The sequence below is a fragment of the Holophaga foetida DSM 6591 genome, from assembly GCF_000242615.2.
In the GTDB taxonomy this organism is placed as follows: Bacteria; Acidobacteriota; Holophagae; order Holophagales; family Holophagaceae; genus Holophaga; species Holophaga foetida.
On sequence record NZ_KI912269.1, the window covers coordinates 47,340 to 67,236 of the forward strand.

General features: G+C 62.7%; 14 protein-coding genes and 1 tRNA gene. 4 read left to right on the forward strand and 11 right to left on the reverse strand.

Annotated features, from left to right (window positions below; genetic code table 11):
• Positions 1-2: 2 nt before the first annotated feature.
• The 5 genes from HOLFODRAFT_RS0215695 to priA all read right to left on the reverse strand — a co-directional run bounded on the left by HOLFODRAFT_RS0215695 (position 3) and on the right by priA (position 5,622).
• Entirely contained in the window at positions 3-623 is a 621-nt protein-coding gene (locus HOLFODRAFT_RS0215695) for a hypothetical protein (RefSeq protein ID WP_005033771.1), read from the reverse strand.
• A 14-nt stretch (positions 624-637) separates the two neighbouring features.
• Positions 638-1,861, reverse strand: a complete 1,224-nt coding sequence (locus HOLFODRAFT_RS0215700) for a PilW family protein (RefSeq protein WP_005033773.1) — start codon at positions 1,859-1,861, stop codon at positions 638-640.
• Positions 1,854-2,405 carry a prepilin-type N-terminal cleavage/methylation domain-containing protein gene (locus HOLFODRAFT_RS23475; protein ID WP_005033775.1) on the reverse strand — a complete coding sequence of 184 codons (552 nt, stop codon included), beginning with the start codon at positions 2,403-2,405 and terminating at the stop codon, positions 1,854-1,856. The genes HOLFODRAFT_RS0215700 and HOLFODRAFT_RS23475 overlap by 8 nt, the downstream gene beginning before the upstream one ends.
• Entirely contained in the window at positions 2,405-3,145 is a 741-nt protein-coding gene (locus HOLFODRAFT_RS0215710; protein ID WP_005033777.1) for a pilus assembly FimT family protein, read from the reverse strand. Before HOLFODRAFT_RS0215710 ends, HOLFODRAFT_RS23475 begins: the two co-directional genes overlap by 1 nt.
• Before the next feature lie 197 nt (positions 3,146-3,342).
• Positions 3,343-5,622 carry a replication restart helicase PriA gene (gene priA / locus HOLFODRAFT_RS21775; protein WP_005033779.1) on the reverse strand — a complete coding sequence of 760 codons (2,280 nt, stop codon included), beginning with the start codon at positions 5,620-5,622 and terminating at the stop codon, positions 3,343-3,345.
• Positions 5,623-5,715: 93 nt separating this feature from the next.
• Here priA and HOLFODRAFT_RS0215720 point away from each other — a divergent pair, with 93 nt between their 5' ends.
• Both HOLFODRAFT_RS0215720 and HOLFODRAFT_RS0215725 read left to right on the forward strand, forming a co-directional pair.
• Positions 5,716-6,633, forward strand: coding sequence for a hypothetical protein (locus HOLFODRAFT_RS0215720; RefSeq protein WP_026939392.1), 918 nt, complete (start codon positions 5,716-5,718; stop codon positions 6,631-6,633).
• Positions 6,634-7,020: 387 nt separating this feature from the next.
• Complete coding sequence (locus HOLFODRAFT_RS0215725; RefSeq protein ID WP_005033783.1) at positions 7,021-7,806, forward strand: C1 family peptidase; 786 nt, start codon at positions 7,021-7,023, stop codon at positions 7,804-7,806.
• A gap of 34 nt (positions 7,807-7,840) precedes the next feature.
• Here HOLFODRAFT_RS0215725 and HOLFODRAFT_RS0215730 read toward each other — a convergent pair whose 3' ends face one another.
• From HOLFODRAFT_RS0215730 to HOLFODRAFT_RS0215740, 3 genes are all read right to left on the reverse strand, one after another.
• Positions 7,841-9,181, reverse strand: a complete 1,341-nt coding sequence (locus HOLFODRAFT_RS0215730; protein ID WP_005033784.1) for an OmpP1/FadL family transporter — start codon at positions 9,179-9,181, stop codon at positions 7,841-7,843.
• Positions 9,182-9,291: 110 nt separating this feature from the next.
• On the reverse strand, positions 9,292-12,672 hold the full coding sequence (locus HOLFODRAFT_RS23480; protein ID WP_005033787.1) for a UvrD-helicase domain-containing protein: 3,381 nt from the start codon (positions 12,670-12,672) through the stop codon (positions 9,292-9,294).
• A gap of 21 nt (positions 12,673-12,693) precedes the next feature.
• Positions 12,694-12,779 (reverse strand) — tRNA-Leu (locus tag HOLFODRAFT_RS0215740).
• Positions 12,780-12,927: 148 nt separating this feature from the next.
• On the opposite strand from HOLFODRAFT_RS0215740, the gene HOLFODRAFT_RS0215745 reads away from it, so the two are divergent.
• Positions 12,928-14,895 (forward strand): TonB-dependent receptor plug domain-containing protein, encoded by a 1,968-nt coding sequence (locus HOLFODRAFT_RS0215745; protein ID WP_005033790.1) that lies wholly within the window; start codon positions 12,928-12,930, stop codon positions 14,893-14,895.
• Positions 14,896-14,906: 11 nt separating this feature from the next.
• Complete coding sequence (locus tag HOLFODRAFT_RS0215750; protein WP_005033792.1) at positions 14,907-17,366, forward strand: glycogen/starch/alpha-glucan phosphorylase; 2,460 nt, start codon at positions 14,907-14,909, stop codon at positions 17,364-17,366.
• Positions 17,367-17,374: 8 nt separating this feature from the next.
• Here HOLFODRAFT_RS0215750 and HOLFODRAFT_RS0215755 read toward each other — a convergent pair whose 3' ends face one another.
• The 3 genes from HOLFODRAFT_RS0215755 to HOLFODRAFT_RS23485 form a co-directional block, all read right to left on the reverse strand.
• Entirely contained in the window at positions 17,375-17,602 is a 228-nt protein-coding gene (locus HOLFODRAFT_RS0215755) for a MoaD/ThiS family protein (RefSeq protein ID WP_005033795.1), read from the reverse strand.
• Between the two features lie 63 nt (positions 17,603-17,665).
• Positions 17,666-17,959 carry a hypothetical protein gene (locus HOLFODRAFT_RS0215760; protein WP_005033797.1) on the reverse strand — a complete coding sequence of 98 codons (294 nt, stop codon included), beginning with the start codon at positions 17,957-17,959 and terminating at the stop codon, positions 17,666-17,668.
• 55 nt (positions 17,960-18,014) lie between these two features.
• On the reverse strand, positions 18,015-19,850 hold the full coding sequence (locus HOLFODRAFT_RS23485; protein ID WP_158412978.1) for a serine/threonine-protein kinase: 1,836 nt from the start codon (positions 19,848-19,850) through the stop codon (positions 18,015-18,017).
• Positions 19,851-19,897: the final 47 nt, after the last annotated feature.

Genomic DNA, 19,897 nt, shown 5'->3' on the forward strand with positions numbered 1-19,897 from the left:
AACTATTGGACGGGTGTGGAGATCCAGGCTTCCTTGGCGTGGGAGAAAACCACCCCGCCAATGGAAACCTGGGAATCGCTTCGGACAGCCCAGAGATCTGGGGCCTGCTTGGATTCACTGCCGGTGGCAGGGGTGAAGGCACCGGAGCCCAGGCCTTGGCCCATATCGGTCACGGGAAGCTTGCCCATCCGGGTAAGCCCCAGCGTGAAGGCTTGAGACGTCCCGCTCAAGGTCGCCTGGTCAGGAAGGGTGATGGCGGGATTGGCGCCGGGCTTATAGCTTGTGAATCCAGTCTTGGCGGCATCCCACGGTGTGCCAGACTTGGTGGGATCCGCCAGGAGGGCCAGCTTGAGGGAATTCAGGATCTTGGCCTCAGCCGCAGCACTTGCGGAGGCGCTGTTGTTGAGGTCCAGCCAGTAGATGGACCACTCGATGCCCGAGTCCGCCACGTTGCGCGCCATGGAACCCTGACGCGCCGTTCCCGAGATGATGATTTCCCGGAAGGCATTCTTGGACATGCCGATGGCCGCGATAGTGAGCAGCACCAGCAGCATCAGGACCACCAGGATGGTGATGCCACCGGCCTGAGGATGGGAGAGGGGCTTGAAGGATCGATGGGACATGAAGAATCTCCCCCTCAGTTCATGGTCAGGCCGAAGTGCCTGGGAACCATGACGAGACTTTGGGTCTGTTCCTTGTAGGCCAGAGTCGGTGTGCTGGCGTCGGAGAACTCGGTGCGCTGGGTGGCGGTGCGGGTCGTCACGTCCACCCGCACCAGGACAGGGATAGAACGGAACCAGTGTTCGCTGGATGCGGTCGATTTATAGTCCGTCCGGCCCGCGGTCTGGAGTTGGCTGTCCAAAGCCGATCTCATGTCGGCCCAGGTCTTGTCATCGTAGGAAGGCCCGCCGATCCAGGTGTTCCCGGAATCAGCACTCAAGTAGACCCGGAAGCCGGAGACATTTTCCGTAATGATCTGACGAGTGCCGTTAGCGGTGAAGCCGCCGGTGGCATACCCCCCCTGGTCCCGGACAAGGCATGGAATGCCATCAGGAACGGCGGGGTCCAGCTTGAGCCGCTCGATGCTGTACCGCACCATCTGGCCTGGGTGCACGAAAACGACTCTCGTGCCGTCCAGGTGGTTGGCCCGGGATGGGAGCCCCGATCCACCCCGCCCAGTAATACCGACGTTCGGATCAGCCCCGGCCACCAGGGTGACACTCGCTCCAGTCGCGGTCACAGAACTGATGTAGCCCACTTCCCAGGAATCCTTGAGGATGAAGAGATCCCCTACCTTGACCTGCTTGGCATAGGCGGATTCCCGGCAATCGACCTTGTAGGTGAAATCCGTTTGGGCAGCGGATGCCTCCTCGACCACAAGCTCAGGGGCACTCTTGCTGGTGGAGCCGGTCATGTCCAGTTCCCCTTCGAATGGAAGGGGTTCATCCGTATAGAAAAGGAGCTGATCCGCCCCCTGGGTCACCCCTGTACCGTTCCAATCAGTGACCTTCGAGGGATTGATCCAGAAGGGGGGATTAGTGGAGGCGACGGATGGGGGCGTGGAGAGGTCGACCAGGTACATGCCAGCATTGTTGAGATCATCCGAGAGCAGATCGATGGACATCCGGTTGCGACGCGAACTGGAGAGCTTTTCCCCCGAGGTGTAGAAGGTTGAAAGACTCGACTTGAACACAGCCGCCATGCCAGCCATGAGCATCATGGTGAACACCAGGGCCACCAGGAGTTCCACCAGGGAGAAGCCACAAGCAGATCCGGTGCACCTCCCGGGCCTGCGACGCGTTCGAGCCCAAAGGGCGGGCGCGACTTGCCCCAGTGGGATGAGAGGCAGCACGCTATCCATGGAGGATCCTCCTGGTGAGAGTGACGGTCCGGACAATGGCGACGCTGTTCTGGTCTGCCTGATCCGCAAATTCGATGATCACCGTGAAGTCCGAGACCCGTCCCGTGCCTCCATTGGTCGGCGCACTGGCTTCGACGGTAGCCACGTAGCGCCCAGAGGGTTTATCCCCGGAAACCGGCGCGTCCGCCACGGCCTTGCCCTGGTCATCAAAGGTCAGATAGAGCTTTCCGGAGAAATCCCCCTCTGCAACGAAGTTCTTGCCAATGTAATTGAGGTTCGAAAGGGCCGTCGGAGCGGCGTAGGCACTGTCAGTGACGTTCAACCAGCTCAAACGTCCTTCCATCTCGATCTGATCCATGACCCGCTCGGCCACCTGGACGGCAGTACTCAAGCTCTTCCCTCCGCGGCTCGCCTTGAGGGACATCAACTGAAGGGTGGCCAGCCCGAGAAGACCGATGGCCAGCACGAAGGCGGCCATGAGCATCTCCACCATGCTGAATCCGGCTTGCAAGGAGCGCCGCTTGCTTAAAAATGCCTCTCTCATCAAACCCTCCTCCACTGGCCATCCCCGCCAGATTTGCCAGGATTGTAAAACTTATAAACCGTTGCCCCATTACCCTGCACAACGAGGAGCCCCATGGGCCCGTCCGTTATGGGTTGACCACCGCGCAGCCCAACCACCGCCAGGTAGAAGGTTCCATTGAAGCGCTTGCTGTAACCACTGACCCCGACGGACTGGAGATTGGAGAGATTGCAGGCATCCGAACTGGGGTCAGAGATGATGGGTTGCGAAATGGGCTTTCCCTCGGCATCCACGCCAGAAGTATTGAAACCCAGGCTCGAATCACTGAAGGGGAGGATGGTCTTGATATCCGCGCTGCCGCCCTTCGCCCTGCTCCACCAATCACTTCCGCCAACCACCACACCGGCGTAGGCATGATCCCGACTGTTCGGCCGGTAGTGGAAGGATTCCGGGGCTGTTGCTCCGTTGGCCAGGATGGTGGCGTTGGACACCACCACGCCTGCAGGGGTCGTCGTTTCGCCGTAGGCCAGGGTGAAGTCGGAAGCCCCGCCGTTCGCCACGAGATTCACATCCCGTCCGGTGGCCACGGCCCGCTTGTGGGCGGCGGCAATGGTGCCCTCCAGATCATCCATCACGGAACGCACGGCACCTGAAGGGCGGTTGCCGAGCATGGTGATACCCACCATTGCCAGGATGCCCACGATGGCAAGCACCACCAAAAGCTCTATCAACGAATAGCCTCGAAACAAGCGATGATTCATAGGATCCTCACCCACACAAAATCACGCCTTGCTGCGATGTTCAATTTATTTTTTTAATTAATCATATACCAACAATTACAAAACCCGCTCCAATGCGCCGGGCCGCAGAATGAAGTGTATGTATTATTTTTACACACACCAACCGAGTCGAACCATCAAAGACGCAACAATCCCACGCTGACGCCGGGCAGGTGCGCTCACCCTCCAAAATTCAGCGGATCCCTATCCAGGGTGATCGCCCCACCAGGCGGCAGGGGCGCGGCTTGCATGGCCTGGCTCAGAGGGCCGCGGTTGCTGGCCTTGAGGAGGAGCTGCATGCGGTAGCGATCCTTGATCCGGGGGACAGGGGCCTCCAGTGGGCCGAGGATGCGCACCCCGGGCACGGTCTCCAGCCTCGACCGCAGCTTCTTGAGTGCGTCCATGGCTTCAAGTGGGCTATCGGCTTCGGCGCGATAGAGGGAGAGCGCAGCGTAGGGTGGGTAGTGCATCCCCTCCCGGTAGGGCAGCTCCTCCTGGGCGAAGCCCTCGAAGTTCTGGGCCACGGCGTGGATGATGGCGGGGTGGTCGGGGCTGTAGGTCTGGAGGATGACGGTGCCCGCCAGCTCGGCCCGGCCTGCCCGGCCGGCCACCTGGGTCAGGAGGTGAAAAGTGCGCTCGGCGGCCCGGAAATCCGCGATCTTGAGGCCCTGATCGGCGTTGATGATCCCCACCAGGGTGAGTTTCGGGAAGGTGTGCCCCTTGGCCAGCATCTGGGTGCCCACCAGGATGTCCACTTCGCCGTGCTCCGCCGCCAGGAGCCCAGCCTCTAGCGCGCCTCTCCGGCTGGTGGTGTCCCGATCCAGACGCAGGATCCTCGCATGGGGGAAGAGGGCCTGGAGCTGGTCCTCGATCTGCTCAGTGCCCTCGCCCACGCCCCGAAGATGCTCCGATTGGCAGCTGGGACAGGCCTCAGGGGGGGCCGTTTCAAAGCCGCATAGGTGGCAGCGCAGGCGGTAGGCCCCCTTGTGATAGGTAAGACTGATATCGCAATGAGGACATTCAAGCGTCTTGCCGCAGGCTCGGCACATCCAGTAGTTCTCAAAACCCCGTCGGTTGAGCAGGAGCATGGCCTGCTCCCCCCGCTCCAGGGTCCGCCCCATGGCCTGGAGCAGCAGGGGGGAAAAGATGACCTTCTTGCGCTGGGTCTTGTAGCAGTCGCGCAGGTCCACCACCTCGACCTTCGGCAGGGAGCTCCCGGCGGGGCGCTCCCGCAGGCGCAAAAGGCGATAACGCCCGACCTGGGCAGCGTGCCAACTCTCCAGGGAGGGAGTGGCGCTCCCCAGGATCACGGGGCAGCCTTCGAGCTGGGCCCGCTTGATGGCCAGGTCGCGGGCATGGATGCGAGGGTGCTCCTCGCTCTTGTAGGAGCCCTCCTGCTCCTCGTCCACCAGGATCAGGCCCACATCCCGCAGGGGCGCCAGGACAGCGTTGCGGACTCCCACGAAGATGGGGCATTCGTCCTGGAGGAGGCGCATCACGTCCGCCTGCTTCTCCGTGGCGTTCAGGCCAGCGTGCCCCACCGCCACCAGGCCCGGGAAGCGGCCCTCCAGGCGGGCCAGCAGGCGCGGGGTCAGACCGATCTCCGGCACTAGCCACAGGACCCGTTTCCCCGCCGCCAGAACCCGCTCCGCAAGCTCCAGGTAGACCTCGGTCTTGCCGGAACCCGTCACGCCATAAAGGAGGTAGGTGGCGAAGGTGCCCAGCACCACCGAATCCGTCGCATGGAGCTGTTCCTCGTTCAGTTCCACCCGTTTGTGGATTACATCCTCTCGGCGCTGCGCCAGCAGATCGAGGCGTTTCACACGCTCCACCAGGCCGTGACGCTCCAGGGTACCCAGCACCGATGCGCTCACCGTAGCAGCCTGGATCAGATCCGCCTCCAGCATGGCACCCCCGGCCTCTTCCAGGGCCGCAAGCACCTTGGCCTGGAGCGCACTCACCTTGAGGGGGTGGGGCCGATCCGTGCGCCGGACCTCCGTGAGTCCCGCGCCCCGCATGTTCCGGCGATGGAAGAGGGAGGGGAGCCGGGTCTCGCCCCGGTGCCAGGCCTCCCCCAGGAGTCTGAGGCGCTCCCAGGCTCCAAGATCCCTTAAATCAGACAGCTTCTGTCCATCACCTAGATCGGTCTCCCAGTCCGCCAGAACCCCCTGGGGAAGGCAGAGGGCCATGAGATGAGCCACGCCGCAGCCGTAGTAGCGCCCCGCGAACTCCAGGAGTTCCCGGAGGTGGGGAGGCAGCAGCGGAAAGGGATCCATCACGGAATCGATGGCCTTGAGCTTGGGCGGAGGAGCAGAATCCGCCCCCAGCACGATCCCGGTGGCAGCACTGTTGCGCACCTTCACCCGCACCCGAACGCCCGGAGGGAGCCCCTCGGGAGCAAGGTAGGTCAAGGGTGGCAGAGGGCGGGCCAGTTCGATGCGGGTCGGAATCAGGGTCACCCCCCCAGGATACCCCGTTCAAGTGCGGCCCATTCCCTGTCATCCTGCATGGAAAGAGAGCATCCCATGAAAAAATGGATCTTTTGCTGTGCAATGCCCCTCGTCCTTACTGCCGCACCGCTCCCCTGGGCGGAGGGCGCCCGTCGAATCCTTGAGGCCTACGAAACGGGAAGCCCCATGCCGGAACTCTCCCTGAGCCGTCGGGACCAGTCCCACAGGAAATGGCTCGAAGCAGCGGCCAGCCAAGCCCTGCCAGGGAATCCCTATCCTCGGCAGAGCCGGGCCTGGAAGGAAGCGGAGGCCGTGCGGCAGTTCCTGTCATCCTCCCCCGACGTGGGTGCGCTCCAGGGCCTGCCCCTCACCCTGGAAGGCTCCCGGATGGCCTTGTGGCGTTGGGGCCAGGGAAAAGTGCGCCGGGGCGAAGTCGATCCAGGCTTCCGGAAGGCCTGGGAGGATCGGTTGATGGGGGGCCCCATGGACCTTCTCCACTTCTTCGCGACCCGCCACGCCCTGTGCTTCAGCCTCGCGGAAGCCGACCAGCAGCGATTCCAGGAGATCCAGGAGGGGGCCCCGAAGGAGTACGAGGAAGTGCTCCGGATGTTCCAGCGAACCTTCCCCCTACTCGGGGGCCCTTGCCCTCCCCTGAGGGTCTGGAGCCTGCCTGCCCTGGAAAGCCAGGAGCTTCCCATCAACGAGTTGGGCCCGAAAGGGGCCTGGATCGCGCCCCTGGCGGACTTCCCCACCCCGCCCCCAGAGGGCTGGGCCTGGATCCTTCCCACCCCCAGCGGGGCCCAGTCCGCCCAGGAAGGAAGCCTGGAGGACACCAGCCGCCGAGAGGGAGAAGCCATGTTGCAACGGCTGGGCAAGCACACCGCCTATCTGGCCCCCAGCGCCGGAGAACTAGAGGCGATCCTGCCGACCTTCTTTCCGATCAGGCTGGAGTTCGGCGAGGACGGCCTGATACGGAGGATCCTTGTGGGGGATGCAGCGAGGGTGGCCACCAAACCATGACGAACAAAAGATAAGCAGATTGGCGGCTCTGCTCAGCCAGGAAGTTCAAAAGAGTAAACACAGAGGGCACAGAGAAAAGCAAAGGCTGGCTGGGATGGAGGGGCTGAAAAGCCTCTGGTCTGAATGATCGGCGCTCCGGCCCTGGTTCCGGGAGGGTGAGCGGGCCAGAGCGTCTTGGTGGACCATTGCTGTACGCTGATCGCTTTATCCTGCTTCATCCTTTTTATCCCAGCTGATTCTGCTTTTCGGGGCCTGCCAAAAACCCTCCCAACCCTCGGTCTTGGCTGAAGCAAGCCGATAATCGGGAAAGATAAATACCCCTTGGAAAACCCAAATGAACGGATATTATTAATATCAATTCATATTTATTTTCTCAAGGAGGTTCTCTTGGCCGCTCGACGCAGCTCTTCCTCCCAGTATGGCTGGATCCCCGATCTCCCGGATCAACGCGACTTCCGCTACGCCCTCCAACGGATGCCGCTGGAGGCCCCGGAGAAGCTCCCCGCGAAGGTGGATCTCTCGGCAACGCCCATGGCTGCCCCCTACGACCAGGGCGATCTCGGGAGTTGTACAGCCAATGCCATCGGAGCCGCCTTCCAGTTCGAGCATCGGCGCCAGGATCTGGGCGACCTGATGCCGAGCCGCCTCTTCATCTACTATGCAGAGCGGGAGATTGAAGGCAGCATCCAGAGTGATTCGGGCGCCATGATCCGCGATGGCATCAAGGTGGTGGCTGCCCAGGGGGCACCACCGGAGGAGCTCTGGCCCTACACCGTCACGAAGTTCGCGACCCGGCCCCCCAGGAAGGCCTACAAGGCGGCCCTGGAGCACAAGGCCATCAGCTATTTCCGCCTGAACAACGCCCGGCAGGAGGAGCTCCTGACCTGCCTGGCCAGCGGCTTCCCGTTCATCTTCGGCTTCACGGTCTACGAGAACTTTGAAACGCCTCAGGTCTACGAGAAGGGCGTACTGGACATGCCGGGCGAGGAAGACCGTGTCCTGGGGGGCCATGCCGTACTGGCGGTGGGCTACGAGATGAAGACGAAGCGCTTCCTGGTGCGCAACTCCTACGGCACCGAGTGGGGCAGGAAGGGGCACTTCACCATCCCCTTCGACTACCTCACGGATGATGATCTGGCGGCAGACTTCTGGACCATCCGGGATGTGACTTGAGGACGGGATCCCGGGTCAGGCACGAAATGCGCGCTCAGAAGGTGCAGCGCAACGAAGCCGAGAAGATGTCGATGCTGCTGTTGAAAGTGCCGCTCAGGTTGCCTCGGGTGCCGTTATCCACCCCAGCAACCGTCAGCGCAAGCTGCCCCTTGTCCACGAAGATATGGGTGTAGGCCGCATCCAGCCCCAGGTGCTTGGAGAAGGCGTAGCCCACACCGCAAGAGACCCACTTGCGGTCGGCATCGGGGATCCGGGGGGTGCGGTAGCTATCGTTGGTGGCCCCCTGGTCCATGGCTCCTCCGAGCTTGAAGGTCCAAGCCTCCCGAGCCTTCCAGGTGATACCCACGGCCACGAACCAGGTGTCGTTCCACTTCTCTTCAGTGGTCGAATCCTGGAGCGTCCGGCCCGCAGCCATGTTGTCCAGGAACTCGATCTTCAGTTCCTTGAAGCTGGACCAGTCGGTGTAGGCCACTTCGGCCTGGAAGGAGACATCCTTCTCCAGCTTGTAATCGAATCCCAGGGAGATGGTGCTGGGCAGGTCCACCTCTGCGGCGATGCGGTTGTCCTGGAAGCCAGCAACGCCCTGGAGATAGGCGGTGGTCCCGCTCGAAAGGGCCGGAAGCTCGAAGCTGGCATCCCCCTTGAGCTTCACCTTGACGGCGGACTGGTATCCCAGGCCCATCCGCAGGTTCTCGGTGGGCTGCCAGGTCAACCCCAGTCTGTAGCCATAACTCCACTTGGTTCCCTCAAGAGACGCCTTTCCATCCAGAAGGCCTGCACCGACCCCCAGGATCGTCCCGAAGTCCACAGCGTTGGTGAGTTCGGCCTGGGTGCGACGAGCCACAAAGGCAGCGCCCACGGACCACTGGGCATTGACCCTGTAGGCGACACTGGGGGCGAAGTCGAGGACCTGGAGATCGGACTTGAGGGCATGATAGCGACCGATGAAATCGGAGTCGTATTCCGTGCCCATACCAAAGGAAGCATTGACCGAGAAGCCGAGCCTGAGGTCCGGCGACAGGCTCCACATGGCATAGAGGTTGGGCAGGGGGGATGGGGAGCAGGCATTGTCCGTGGAGGTCGGCGCCGCGGGATAGCTGCCGGAGGCGGGACTGGCCTGGCCATTCGTCAGCTTCGTGCGGGGCGAGACCACACTCACGCCAGCGAGGATCTCGCTGGTGGCAAACTTGGTCATCGTGGCCGGATTGAAGAACATCGAACTGATATCCGCGCCCCCGGCGCTGACACCGGCGAAGGCGTTGCCCTGGGCGCTGGGGCTCTGCTCCCGGAGTTGGAAGCCGGAAGCGGAGGCCACAGGGGCCATCCCCCCAGCCAGCAGGAGCGTCAGGATGGCGGAACGCGAAGAGATCGTCATGGGGGGGAGTCTCCGGGACATGCCACCGGGAACTCCCGGCATGAACGCAATTAGTTGAGAATCACAAACTCTACCCCGAAATAAACGATCCCCCAAGCAGAACTTCCAAATCAGCTTTCCACTTCCAGCGCCCCGAAGCGGGCCACAATGCGCTTCTCACCAGCCTCGGCAAAGCGGATGGTGTAGGTGAGCATCTCGCCGCTCCCGGTCACGGAAGTGATCACCCCCCGACCAAAGCGGGGGCTGCGGACCCGGGTACCCCTGGCCAGGGCGCCGGAGGAGACTGGCGGAGCGTCCTCCATCACCGGAAGGATGGGTTCTGGGGCAGCGGGTTCCGCCTCTGCAGGGGCCACGGCCTTCACCCGGTCGAAGAAGCCCCGGATGCGCTGAAGTTCGGAGGCCACCGAGGCCCCGCCACCGCCCCTGGGGGCCATCCTGGAACTGGAGGTCGCCCCCTGACCGGACTGGTAAAGCTCGGTCCCCCATCGGATGGGGGTCTCCAGGACCTCCTGGGGCAGTTCGCGGAGGAAGCGGCTGGGCATGCCCATGACCTCGCTCCCGAAGACCCGCCGTCGCCGGGCTGCGGTGAGGTAGAGCTTGCGCTGGGCCCGGGTGATGGCCACGTAGAACAGGCGCCGTTCCTCCTCCAGGCCGTCATCTGTATCCCGAGCGTTGCGGTTGGGGAAAACGTCCTCCTCCATGCCCACCAGGAAGACCACCGGGAACTCCAGCCCCTTGGCGCAATGGATGGTCATCAGGGAGAGTTGGGCGGCCTCCTCCACCTGGTCGGCGTCCGAGGCCAGAGAGACCCGGTCCAGGAACTCCGCCAGCCGCAGCCCCTGCCCTTCGGATTCCACAGCGGCGGAGACGAACTCCTCCAGGTTCCGGACCCGCCCCTCAGCCTCCAGGGTGCCTTCGTCCTCCAGCATCTGGACGTACCCCGACTCCACCAGCATCCATCGGACAAAGGAGCCCAGGCTCAGGGTATGGAGTTCGACTTCGGCCCGCTGGAAGAGCTCCAGGAACCGTCCCATCTCCCGCTGGGCTCTGCCCTTCAATTCGCCCTTCTTGAGCAGGACAGCCGCCCCCCCCAGGGCCGTGCCCATCTCGGGGATGGCCGCCTCGATCTTGGCCAGGGTCGTGGGTCCCACCCCGCGACTGGGGGCGGAAATGGCACGACGGAAGCTCACCAGATCGAAGGGGTTGCAGGCCAGGCGCAAGTAGGCCAGGAGATCCTTCACCTCCTGGCGTTCGTAGAACTTGGTGCCCCCCACCAGCTTGTAGGGGAGGTTGACGGCCCGCAGGGCTTCTTCGAACTGCCGGGACTGCCAGTTGGCGCGGTAGAGGACGGCCATCTTGGCGCCGGGGGCCTTGGCCCGCTCCTCCAGGATGCGCTGCACCACCCACTCGGCCTCCAGGCGCCCCTCGTCCACCAGGCGGAAGATCAAGTGTTCACCGTGCCCGAGGTCTGTCCAGAGGCTCTTGCCCAGGCGCTGAGAGTTGTTGGCGATGACGGTGCACGCCGCGTCCAGGATCTTCTGGGTGGAACGGTAGTTCTGCTCCAGCTTGATTTCCGAAGCCTCCGGGAAGTCCCGCTTGAAGTCCAGGATGTTGCGGATGTCGGCTCCTCGCCAGCCATAGATCGAGTTGTGGGTCAGGATCCCGTTGGCCACGAAGTTGTGGGTGCGCTCCACGTTGAGGTCGAAGACATCTTCCAGATCCCAGGGCTCAGCGGAAGCCACCGTGTCATAGCCGCCCAGACCATCGAAGAGCGCCATCCCGGGCCGGATGAGGGAGGCGGGGATGAGGGGAAGAGAGTTCGACTCACCCGCCCCTTTCCCCATCCTGGCATTCATGAGGAGCTGTCCCCCCAGCCCTCCCTGGATCTGTTTGGCGAGCCGCACCACCTCGCCGAAGTCTTTGCGACAGGTCTCAAAGCGCCAGCTGCCGCTCCCCGCCTTGGCGGAACGGATGCTGAAACCCATGGACTCAAGCGCCCTCCGTCCCTCATCGTCGTTGCCCACCAGGCTGATGCGGTGCATGGGCGAGGCCCCCCTGCGATCACCGCAGAGCGTAAGAACAATGTTGCGGCGCAGGCTGTTCCGGGATTGGGGAAGGTGATGGGGCCGCAGAGGGTCGAGACTGAAGTGCTCCAGTATCTTCCGCCCATTTTCCTCGGTGTCCACGGAGGCAAAGACCTTCTGGATCAGGGCCGCATCGTGGACCATTCCTCGCTGCCCCTTGCCCTTGCGGGGCACAAAGGGAAGCGTCGGCAGCTGGAACTGCAGGGAAAGGATGGCTTCCTGGGTACGCGCCTCATTTTCCGTATCGTGAACCGAAAGGATCCATAGGGCGTCGGCGTGCTCCTGGCGGGCCCGCTGGAGATAGCCCACCACCGGCTTGACCTGCCCGCGGGTATGGACCTGGGAGGTCCCGATCCTACAACCCATGCCGTCCTTTCGCATGAGATAGACGAAGTGATGCTGAGGGGAAAGGCCGAGACGATACCCGGCGAAATGGGTGTGCTCGGGGGTGCTGACCAGGGTCCTGCCCTGGGTGGTCCTGATGCGGAGGCCCCTCCCCTTGCTCTGGCGCCGGTAGACTTCGGATACCTGGGCTGACCGGAAGTCGCCACTGCCGTGGCAGGACAGGACCGAGTCCCCCTTCTGGATTTCCTCGATGGGCCGGAGCGCGCCATCCCCGAGAGCCACGAGGGTTCCAGCCGCCAAGCACTGATCCTCATCACCCACCACACACAGGTTGTGATGCTTCTCCGCCAGATGCCGCACCAGGAGGTACTGGGCCTTGTTGGTGTCCTGGTATTCGTCCACCAGCAGGTACTTGAACCGTTCCGAATAGACCTGCTGCATCATCGGGTCGCGGAAGAGGCGCTCGGTGTAGAGCAGGAGGTCATCGAAGTCGCAGGCCTTCTGGTTGCGCAGGCCCCGCTGGTAGAGCTCGTAGGCGTCGAGGAGCTTGCGGGTCCAGGGATCCAGGGCTTCGGCTCGGGCCTCCTCCGGGAGGAGGCAGCGGTTCTTGAAATCCGAGATCATCTCCAGAACCTTGCGAGGGTGGAACTGCTTCTCCGGAAGCTTCAGTTCCGTGAGCACCTGTTTGACGAGGCTGCGCTGATCCGAGGGATCGAAGATGACGAAGTCCCGCCCCACGGGGGTGCGGTCGCCCTCACGGCGCAGGATGCGGGTGCAGAAGCTGTGGAAGGTGCTGACCCAGAGTTGCTCGACGGGCACTGACACCAGCTTCTGGACGCGCTCCCGCATCTCCTCGGCGGCCTTGTTGGTGAAGGTCACGGCCAGGATGGAGGAGGGATGGGCCCCCACCTCCTCGACAAGCCAGGCGATGCGGCGGGTGATCACCGTGGTCTTGCCGGAACCGGCACCGGCGAGAATCAGCAATGGCCCATGGGAGTGCTGGACCGCCTCCTGCTGGGGCGGGTTCAGGTTCTGCAGAAGGGGGTGTCCGGCATGGCTCATCCCTTGAGTCTACCAAACGACTGGTGCCCCCACCCGGACTCGAACCGGGACGCCGTTACCGGCAAGCGATTTTAAGTCGCGGGCGTCTGCCATTCCGCCATGGGGGCACGGATTCAGCCTAGCCGAGCCGCGACACTGCCGCCAGTCCTGGCGGCGGTCCACAAGCATGGTTCATACAAAGAGAAAGAATCATTGTCATTTTGAGCCCCAAGGCTATGTTTCTCCACAGGACCAGGGATGAGCCCGGAGACGTCAATGATTAGTTCATTGAATTTACTTCAATGCCGTCACAAAGGCATCCTGGGGTGTCTGGCGCTGCTGGTCACCAGCCTGGGGGCTGCGAACCAGACCGGGGAGCTGTCGCCCAAGGGGGTCCAGGATCTCCTCGAATTGATGAACACCCCAGTGGACGTGGCTTCCAAGCGACCCCAATCCCTCCGGGAAAGCCCAGGCGCAGTGACCGTGCTGACCCGGGAAGAGATCCTGGGAAGCGGTGCCCGGGATCTTCTGGAAGCCCTGGCATTGGTGCCCGGGTTCCAGGCCATGGCCAGCAACTTCGGACATGTCGGCTCCTCGATGCGCGGCCTTGCCTCGGATGATGGCAAGTTCCTCATCCTGGTGGATGGCCAGGAAATGAACGAAATCACGACGGGGACCTTCGCCCTGGGCAACCACGTCCCGGTGGACCAGATCAGCAGGATCGAGATCATCCGGGGACCGGGATCAGCCATCTACGGAGGGTTTGCGGGACTGGCCGTGGTGAAGGTGAGCACCCGGAGCGGTGAGGAACTCCAGGGGATTTCGGCATCTGCACACCTGGGCCAGACCGGCTCCCAGATCACCACCCGAGACTACTCCGCGGCCTATGGCGGCACCCGGGGCGATCTGACCTACTCCCTGGCCTATTCGTGGGGTACGGCCCTCCGAGGGCAGGACTTCACGACCGCCACGAATCTGCTCACACAGACACCCGTGGTGGTGAACATGGGCGAAAACAGCAGGCTCTACCAGGGTTTCCTCAACGTAGGACTCCGCTGGAGGGACGCATCCCTGCGCTTCATTCGGGATCTCTACGAGCACGACACCCTCGTGACATCGTCTCCCATGGAAACCCATGGGACCTATCTCGAACTTGGCTATGCATGGCATCCCACAGAGGGCCTCGGCATCACTCCGCGCCTTGCCTACAAGGAACAGAGCGCCTGGGACATGCCCGATCCTTCCAACCCCAATACGGGTCGGCGCTTCCGACGCACCCTGGGTGGGTTCCAGGCGAACTACACCCCCTCCCAGAAATGGAACATCCTGGCGGGGATGGACTACTGGGAAGACACGGGCATCACCAATCCAGTCCTGCGCCCCTGGAGCTTTTCCCAGGCCCCCAGGGTCACCTATCAGAACCAAGCCATCTTTCTTCAAATGGACTGGACCACATCGACCTGGACGGCCACTCTGGGGGGTCGGTACGACCACAATAGTCAGGCGGGCGGGTGCTTCGTCCCGCGCCTGGCAGTCACCCGGGCCTGGAATGGGCAGCACTTCAAGCTCCTCGCAGCAAGGGCCTTCCGGACCCCCACGTTCTGGAACCTCGACACCAACCCTGCCATCAAACCCGAGCGTATCCGGACTCTGGAACTCGAATACGGATTCCAGATCTCTGAGCAGGCCTACCTGACCCTGAATGCCTTCGACACACGGATTGATGGATTCATCTTCCACGTACCAACACCGACTCCGCCCTTTGCCACCCACCGGAACGGGGGAGCCTTGGGAACCCGGGGAGTGGAGGCCGAGCTTCGCTTCCAAGGGGCTTGGGGCGATTGCCGCCTGGGCCTGGAGAGCCACCGAGCCACCGTCCGGGATATCCCGGAGTTCCAGGTTCCGGACGAATCCAATTACCTAGTGGGTATGGCCAACCTGAAACTCACGTTCCTGGCCACCCTCCGCTTGACGCCCACCTGGGACCTCTGCCCCAGCATCACGTCCCTTGGCCCGCGCTACACCATGGAGGGCGGGCAGGGCATCCAGCCCAGGGACAGCGCCACCCAGGTCAATCTCGTGCTCAACGGGAACTGGCCGAAGCTTGGCATGAAGGCGAGCTTCGGTGCCCGAAACATGACAGATGCCCGACCGGGCTATGCGACGCCCCAATCCAGCAATGTCAACGAAACCCTCCCCAATCTGGGCCGGGAGTACTTTGCGAGGCTTGGCTACAACTTCTGACGAGGTCCACCATGGTCGTAGGCGCCATCAAGTTCCCCCAGCCCTCCCCCGGGGGAATGGATGTTCCTTCCATCACCCAGGACTTTGCCCATCAGGTGATGTATGCCGTCGCCAAGGACCAGTACACGGCCCTCCCATTCGACGCCTACTACGCTTTGGCCCTGGCGGTGAGGGACCGCCTCATGGAGCGCTGGTTCAAGACCCAGAACACCTATTACCACCAGAACGTGAAGCGGGTCTATTACCTGTCCCTGGAGTTCCTGATGGGGCGAACCCTGCGGAACAACATCCTCAACCTCGGGGCTCAGGATGCGTATTCCCAGGCCATGGAAGAGCTTGGATTCCGTCTGGAGGATCTGGCCAAGGAGGAACGGGACGCTGGCCTGGGCAACGGTGGCCTGGGCAGGCTCGCGGCCTGCATCCTGGACGCTGCAGCAACCCTGGAGCTGCCCTTCTATGGCTATGGCATCCGCTATGAGTTCGGAATCTTCCAGCAGAAGATCGTCGACGGTGCCCAGATGGAGTGTCCTGATCCCTGGCTCCGCTACGGGAACCCCTGGGAGATCCCCCGCCCGGACGCCATTTTCCCGGTGCATTTCTACGGTCGTACCCACGGCTACCACGACAGCAACGGATGCTATCGGGTGGAATGGGTGGACACCGAGGACGTCTGGGCTATGGCCTATGACACCCCCATTGCAGGGTTCCACAATGGCACCGTGAACACCCTGCGCCTCTGGTCTGCCAAATCCAGCCGCGAATTCGACCTGGGCCACTTCAACGCTGGGGACTACGCAAGGGCCGTCGAGGACAAGACCCGTTCCGAAAACATCTCCAAGGTGCTCTACCCGGCGGATGACCAGAGCGCCGGAAAGGAACTGCGTCTCAAACAGCAGTATTTCTTTGTATCCGCCACGCTGCAGGATGTGGTCCGCCGCTTCAAGAAACGGATCCGATGGACCTGGGAAGAACTCCCGGACAAGGTGGCCATCCAGCTCAACGACACCCACCCCGCCCTGGCGGTGCCGGAGCTGATGCGGGTCCTGGTGGATCAGGAAGGGCTGGACTGGGATCTGGCCTGGTCCATTACCCAGGGAGTCTGCGCCTATACCAACCACACCGTCCTCCCAGAAGCCCTTGAGGTCTGGCCCATGGAGCTGTGGCGACGCCTTCTTCCCCGGCACGCGGAAATCGTCGAGGAGATCGATCGCCGCTTCCGCCTTACGGTGCGCCAGCACTACCCATTCGATGATGCCAAGCTCCATCGCCTAGCCATCGTGGACGACGGCCACAGCATTCGCATGGCCCACCTGGCCATCGTGGGCAGCCATTCCGTCAATGGTGTCGCGGAACTCCACACCAGAATCCTGAAGGCCTCCACCTTCGCCGAGATGAATGCCCTCTTCCCGGGGAGGATCAACAACAAGACCAATGGCATCACTCCCCGGCGCTGGCTGCTCAAGTGCAATCCGAAGCTCGCAGCCCTTATCAGCGAAGCGATCGGGGAGGGCTGGATCACGCACCTGGAGGAGCTCCACAGGCTGGCCCCCTTCGCCACCGATGCCGCCTTCCAGGAGCGCTGGCGCAGGGTGAAACAGGCCAACAAGGAGGCGCTGGCGGAAAAAGGAAGGCGCAGCGGCGACTTCAACCTTGATGCTGGATTCCTGTTCGATATCCAAGTGAAGCGCATCCATGAATACAAACGGCAGCTCCTCAACCTCCTGCATGTGGCCGCCCTCTGGAACCGCCTCCGGGATGGCGAAGAGATCGGGGTGCCCAGATCCGTCATGCTGGGTGGCAAGGCCGCCCCGGCCTACTGGACGGCCAAGCAGATCATCCGCCTCACCGGAGCCCTGGCTAGGGCGATTCAGACGGACCCCCTCGCCAAGGGAAAGCTTGAGGTGACCTTCCTTCCCAACTACTGCGTCTCTCTGGCCGAAAGGATCTTCCCGGCCTGCGAGCTGTCCGAGCAGATCTCCACCGCGGGCATGGAGGCCTCGGGTACCGGGAACATGAAAGCCGCCCTCAATGGCGCCCTTACCATCGGCACCCTGGATGGCGCCAACGTCGAGATCATGGAGGAGGTGGGCGCTGAGAACATCTTCATCTTCGGACACAAGGCCCACGAGATCGTAGCCCTTCGGGACACCGGGTACCGGCCGAGGAGTTGGGCTGAGGGCAACCCCACCCTTAGGCGAGCCATCGAGACCATCGACCGCCTGGACGGGGGCAGCTTCTCGGGTCTGGCCAATGCCCTCCTGGAGTCCGACCACTACTTCCACTGCGCAGATTTCGCAGCCTACCTCGAAGCCCAGGAACGGGTCTCACGGACCTATGCCGAACCCGCAGAATGGACCCGCCGCTCCATCCTCAACGTTGCGGGCATGGGCAAGTTCTCCATTGATCGGACAGTGGAGGAATATGCCCGGGAGATCTGGAAGGCGGAACGGATGCCGGTGCCCCTACCTTAAGGCCAGCTTCAGCCACCGCTGACGGGGGGCATGAGGGCCACCTCGTCCCCATCCTTGAGGGGTTGCTGGCGATCGACGAAGGTCCGGTTCACGGCCAGGAGAGCATCCTTTGGGAGCGAAGCAAAGCGGGGGTCCGCAAGCAGCTCACCCAGGGTGCCTTCGGCACCAAGGGGGAACTCGGCACGGTCGAACCCCAGGAGTTCGCGGTATCGGGCAAAGCAGAGCACGGTCAACATGGGACCACCCTAGCACGGGATGAGCCCGGCCAAAACCGGGCTCATCCCGAAAAAAACGAGTTTTCAGAGATCGATTTCGCCCATTCCGAGGTCTTCAGCGCTCTCCTCGCCCTCCTTGATGGCAGGAGAGATGTCCAGATCGTTCTCAAGTCCGAGGATCTCACTGGCGGATGCATACATCTGCCCGATGGTCTGCTTGCGAGTCTCGAAGGTCTGGATGAGCTCCTGAACCCGTTTGATTTCCTCGTTGAGATGCTGCCACTCGGCCCGGAGGGCATTGTTCATCTGGTCAACGTCCTGACGGCAGCGCTCCCTAGCCTGCTGATAGAACGATTGCTGTTCCTTGTTGAGGTCCATGGGGGGAACTCCGTAATGAAAGTTTTCAGTGGCTACAAGCAGGATAGCAGGTGAATCAGACCAGCACCCAGTAGAAGAGGAGAATCACCACCAAGCCCCCAAGGAGCAGCAATCCGATGAGCCATTTTGGGGTGCCGCCGGACCTGGGCAGGGGACGGGGGCGAAGCGGAGGCACCGTGCGGGGCGTGGGCTCAGAGATCCGGGTGGCCGTATTCCCCGTGGGCAGATCCGAACGCCGGATCATCACAGGCTCCGGCGGAGTGCGGCGCTTGAAGCGGGATGCCATGTGGAGTTCCAGCTGATCACGAGTTCCGCGTAGCAGCATGTTCACGAACTCGGCCACCTCGTGCTCGGTGGGTTCCCCCCCCTGCGCGACCATCAGGGCCTTGAGATCCTTTTCCATGGAACGGGCCGTGGGGTATCGGTAGTCGAGGTTCTTCTGGAGAGCCTTTTCCAGAATCGCCACCATTTCGTGCGAGATGGAGGCGTTGAAGGCCCGGACATCGGCCACCTTCCCCAGGCGGACTTTCTCGAGCACGCCCAGTTCACTATCGGCCTGGAAGCAGCGCTCTCCGGTCAGAAGCTCGAAGAGCACCAGTCCGAGGCTGTAGATGTCCGAACGACTGTCCAAAGCCTGCCCCAGGGCCTGCTCCGGGCTCATGTAGAGGAGCTTGCCCTTGAGGGCCCCGGCCATGGTCTGGGTGCTCTTGGTGGCGGCCTTGGCAATGCCGAAATCCACCAGTTTCACAGCCCCTTCGACAGAGATCAGGATGTTCTGGGGGCTCACATCCCGATGCACCAGACGCAGTTCCTTGTCGTCCATGCCCCGCTTCCGATGGGCATAGTCCAGGGCATTGGCCACCCGCATGACCACGAAAGCGGCCACGGACTCGGGGAGGGGCGTCTTGTATTCCCGGACTTTGCGAAGGATGCTGCGCAGATCCTTGCCGTCCACGTATTCCATGGCGATGTAATAGAACCCAGCAGCTCGCCCCAAGTCAAAGATCTGCACGATATTGGGATGAGTGAGCTGGGCCGCCAGCTTGGCCTCGTCGATGAACATCCGGACGAACTCGTCGTTGTCCGAAAGGTGGGGCAGGATCCGCTTGATGGCGACAATCTTCTGGAAGTCATGAACCCCACGTTGCCGGGCCTTGAAGAGCTCCGCCATCCCCCCCACGGCGATCTTCTCCAGGAGGTAGTAGTTGCCGAACTCCTCGGGTGTCGGGGCTCCCGCGGGAACGGGGACAAGCGAAGGCGGCGAGGCTGGAGCGGCCTCCGGCACCGAGGGCTTCCGATCAGCCAGATCGGCCTCGGGCATGGCGAAGGGATCATTGATCCCCGAAAAACCACTGAGGGTGAAGTCATCCGAAAGGGATACCGACTTGTGGGGTGTGCCATCCACCGGCCCCAGGAGACTCTCGAAGAGGTCCGGAAGCCCCGAGCCAGGCAAGGGCGTCGGCGACGCCACAGGAACGACTCCGGGAAGGGAATCCGCCAAGAATTCAGGATCCTGAGTGCCCTCCAGATCCGCCACGATGTCCCCGAAGAGATCCTCAGCGGTGAACTTGCCCCCATCGGCCGCAACGGGCCGCTTCAATCCGGCGAGAGCCGAGGTCCATTGTTCGGGGGTTGCTGCGGGATCCAAGCGACCGGAGGGGCTCCCCAGATCCGAAGCCAGGAGACCGGGACCCACCACCACGTAGGCCAACCCAGGATTGCCCATCCTCAGAGCACGCACCACGGCACTGGCGGCGGGATTGGCGGGAGAGGCCGCCAGCACGGCATCGGGCCGGGGGCCAGGAGGCAGGGGGCCGGACCTCTGGCTGTCAACCCACGCCAGATCCCAGCCAGCGGACTCGAAGGCACGCTCCAGGGTCGGGGTCCTCAAGAACCCTCCGTCAAGGACCATCAAAAAGGGGCGGGGCATGGCATCTC

Coding starts and splice junctions, on each gene's coding strand:
- HOLFODRAFT_RS0215720 (WP_026939392.1), top strand. CDS start 5,716: ATGCCCCTCGTCCTTACTGCCGCACCGCTCCCCTGGGCGGAGGGCGCC.
- HOLFODRAFT_RS0215760 (WP_005033797.1), bottom strand. CDS start 17,959: ATGGACCTCAACAAGGAACAGCAATCGTTCTATCAGCAGGCTAGGGAG.
- HOLFODRAFT_RS0215710 (WP_005033777.1), bottom strand. CDS start 3,145: ATGAATCATCGCTTGTTTCGAGGCTATTCGTTGATAGAGCTTTTGGTG.
- HOLFODRAFT_RS23480 (WP_005033787.1), bottom strand. CDS start 12,672: ATGAGCCATGCCGGACACCCCCTTCTGCAGAACCTGAACCCGCCCCAG.
- HOLFODRAFT_RS0215700 (WP_005033773.1), bottom strand. CDS start 1,861: ATGGATAGCGTGCTGCCTCTCATCCCACTGGGGCAAGTCGCGCCCGCC.
- HOLFODRAFT_RS0215745 (WP_005033790.1), top strand. CDS start 12,928: ATGATTAGTTCATTGAATTTACTTCAATGCCGTCACAAAGGCATCCTG.
- HOLFODRAFT_RS0215755 (WP_005033795.1), bottom strand. CDS start 17,602: ATGTTGACCGTGCTCTGCTTTGCCCGATACCGCGAACTCCTGGGGTTC.
- HOLFODRAFT_RS0215730 (WP_005033784.1), bottom strand. CDS start 9,181: ATGACGATCTCTTCGCGTTCCGCCATCCTGACGCTCCTGCTGGCTGGG.
- HOLFODRAFT_RS0215695 (WP_005033771.1), bottom strand. CDS start 623: ATGTCCCATCGATCCTTCAAGCCCCTCTCCCATCCTCAGGCCGGTGGC.
- HOLFODRAFT_RS23475 (WP_005033775.1), bottom strand. CDS start 2,405: ATGAGAGAGGCATTTTTAAGCAAGCGGCGCTCCTTGCAAGCCGGATTC.
- HOLFODRAFT_RS0215750 (WP_005033792.1), top strand. CDS start 14,907: ATGGTCGTAGGCGCCATCAAGTTCCCCCAGCCCTCCCCCGGGGGAATG.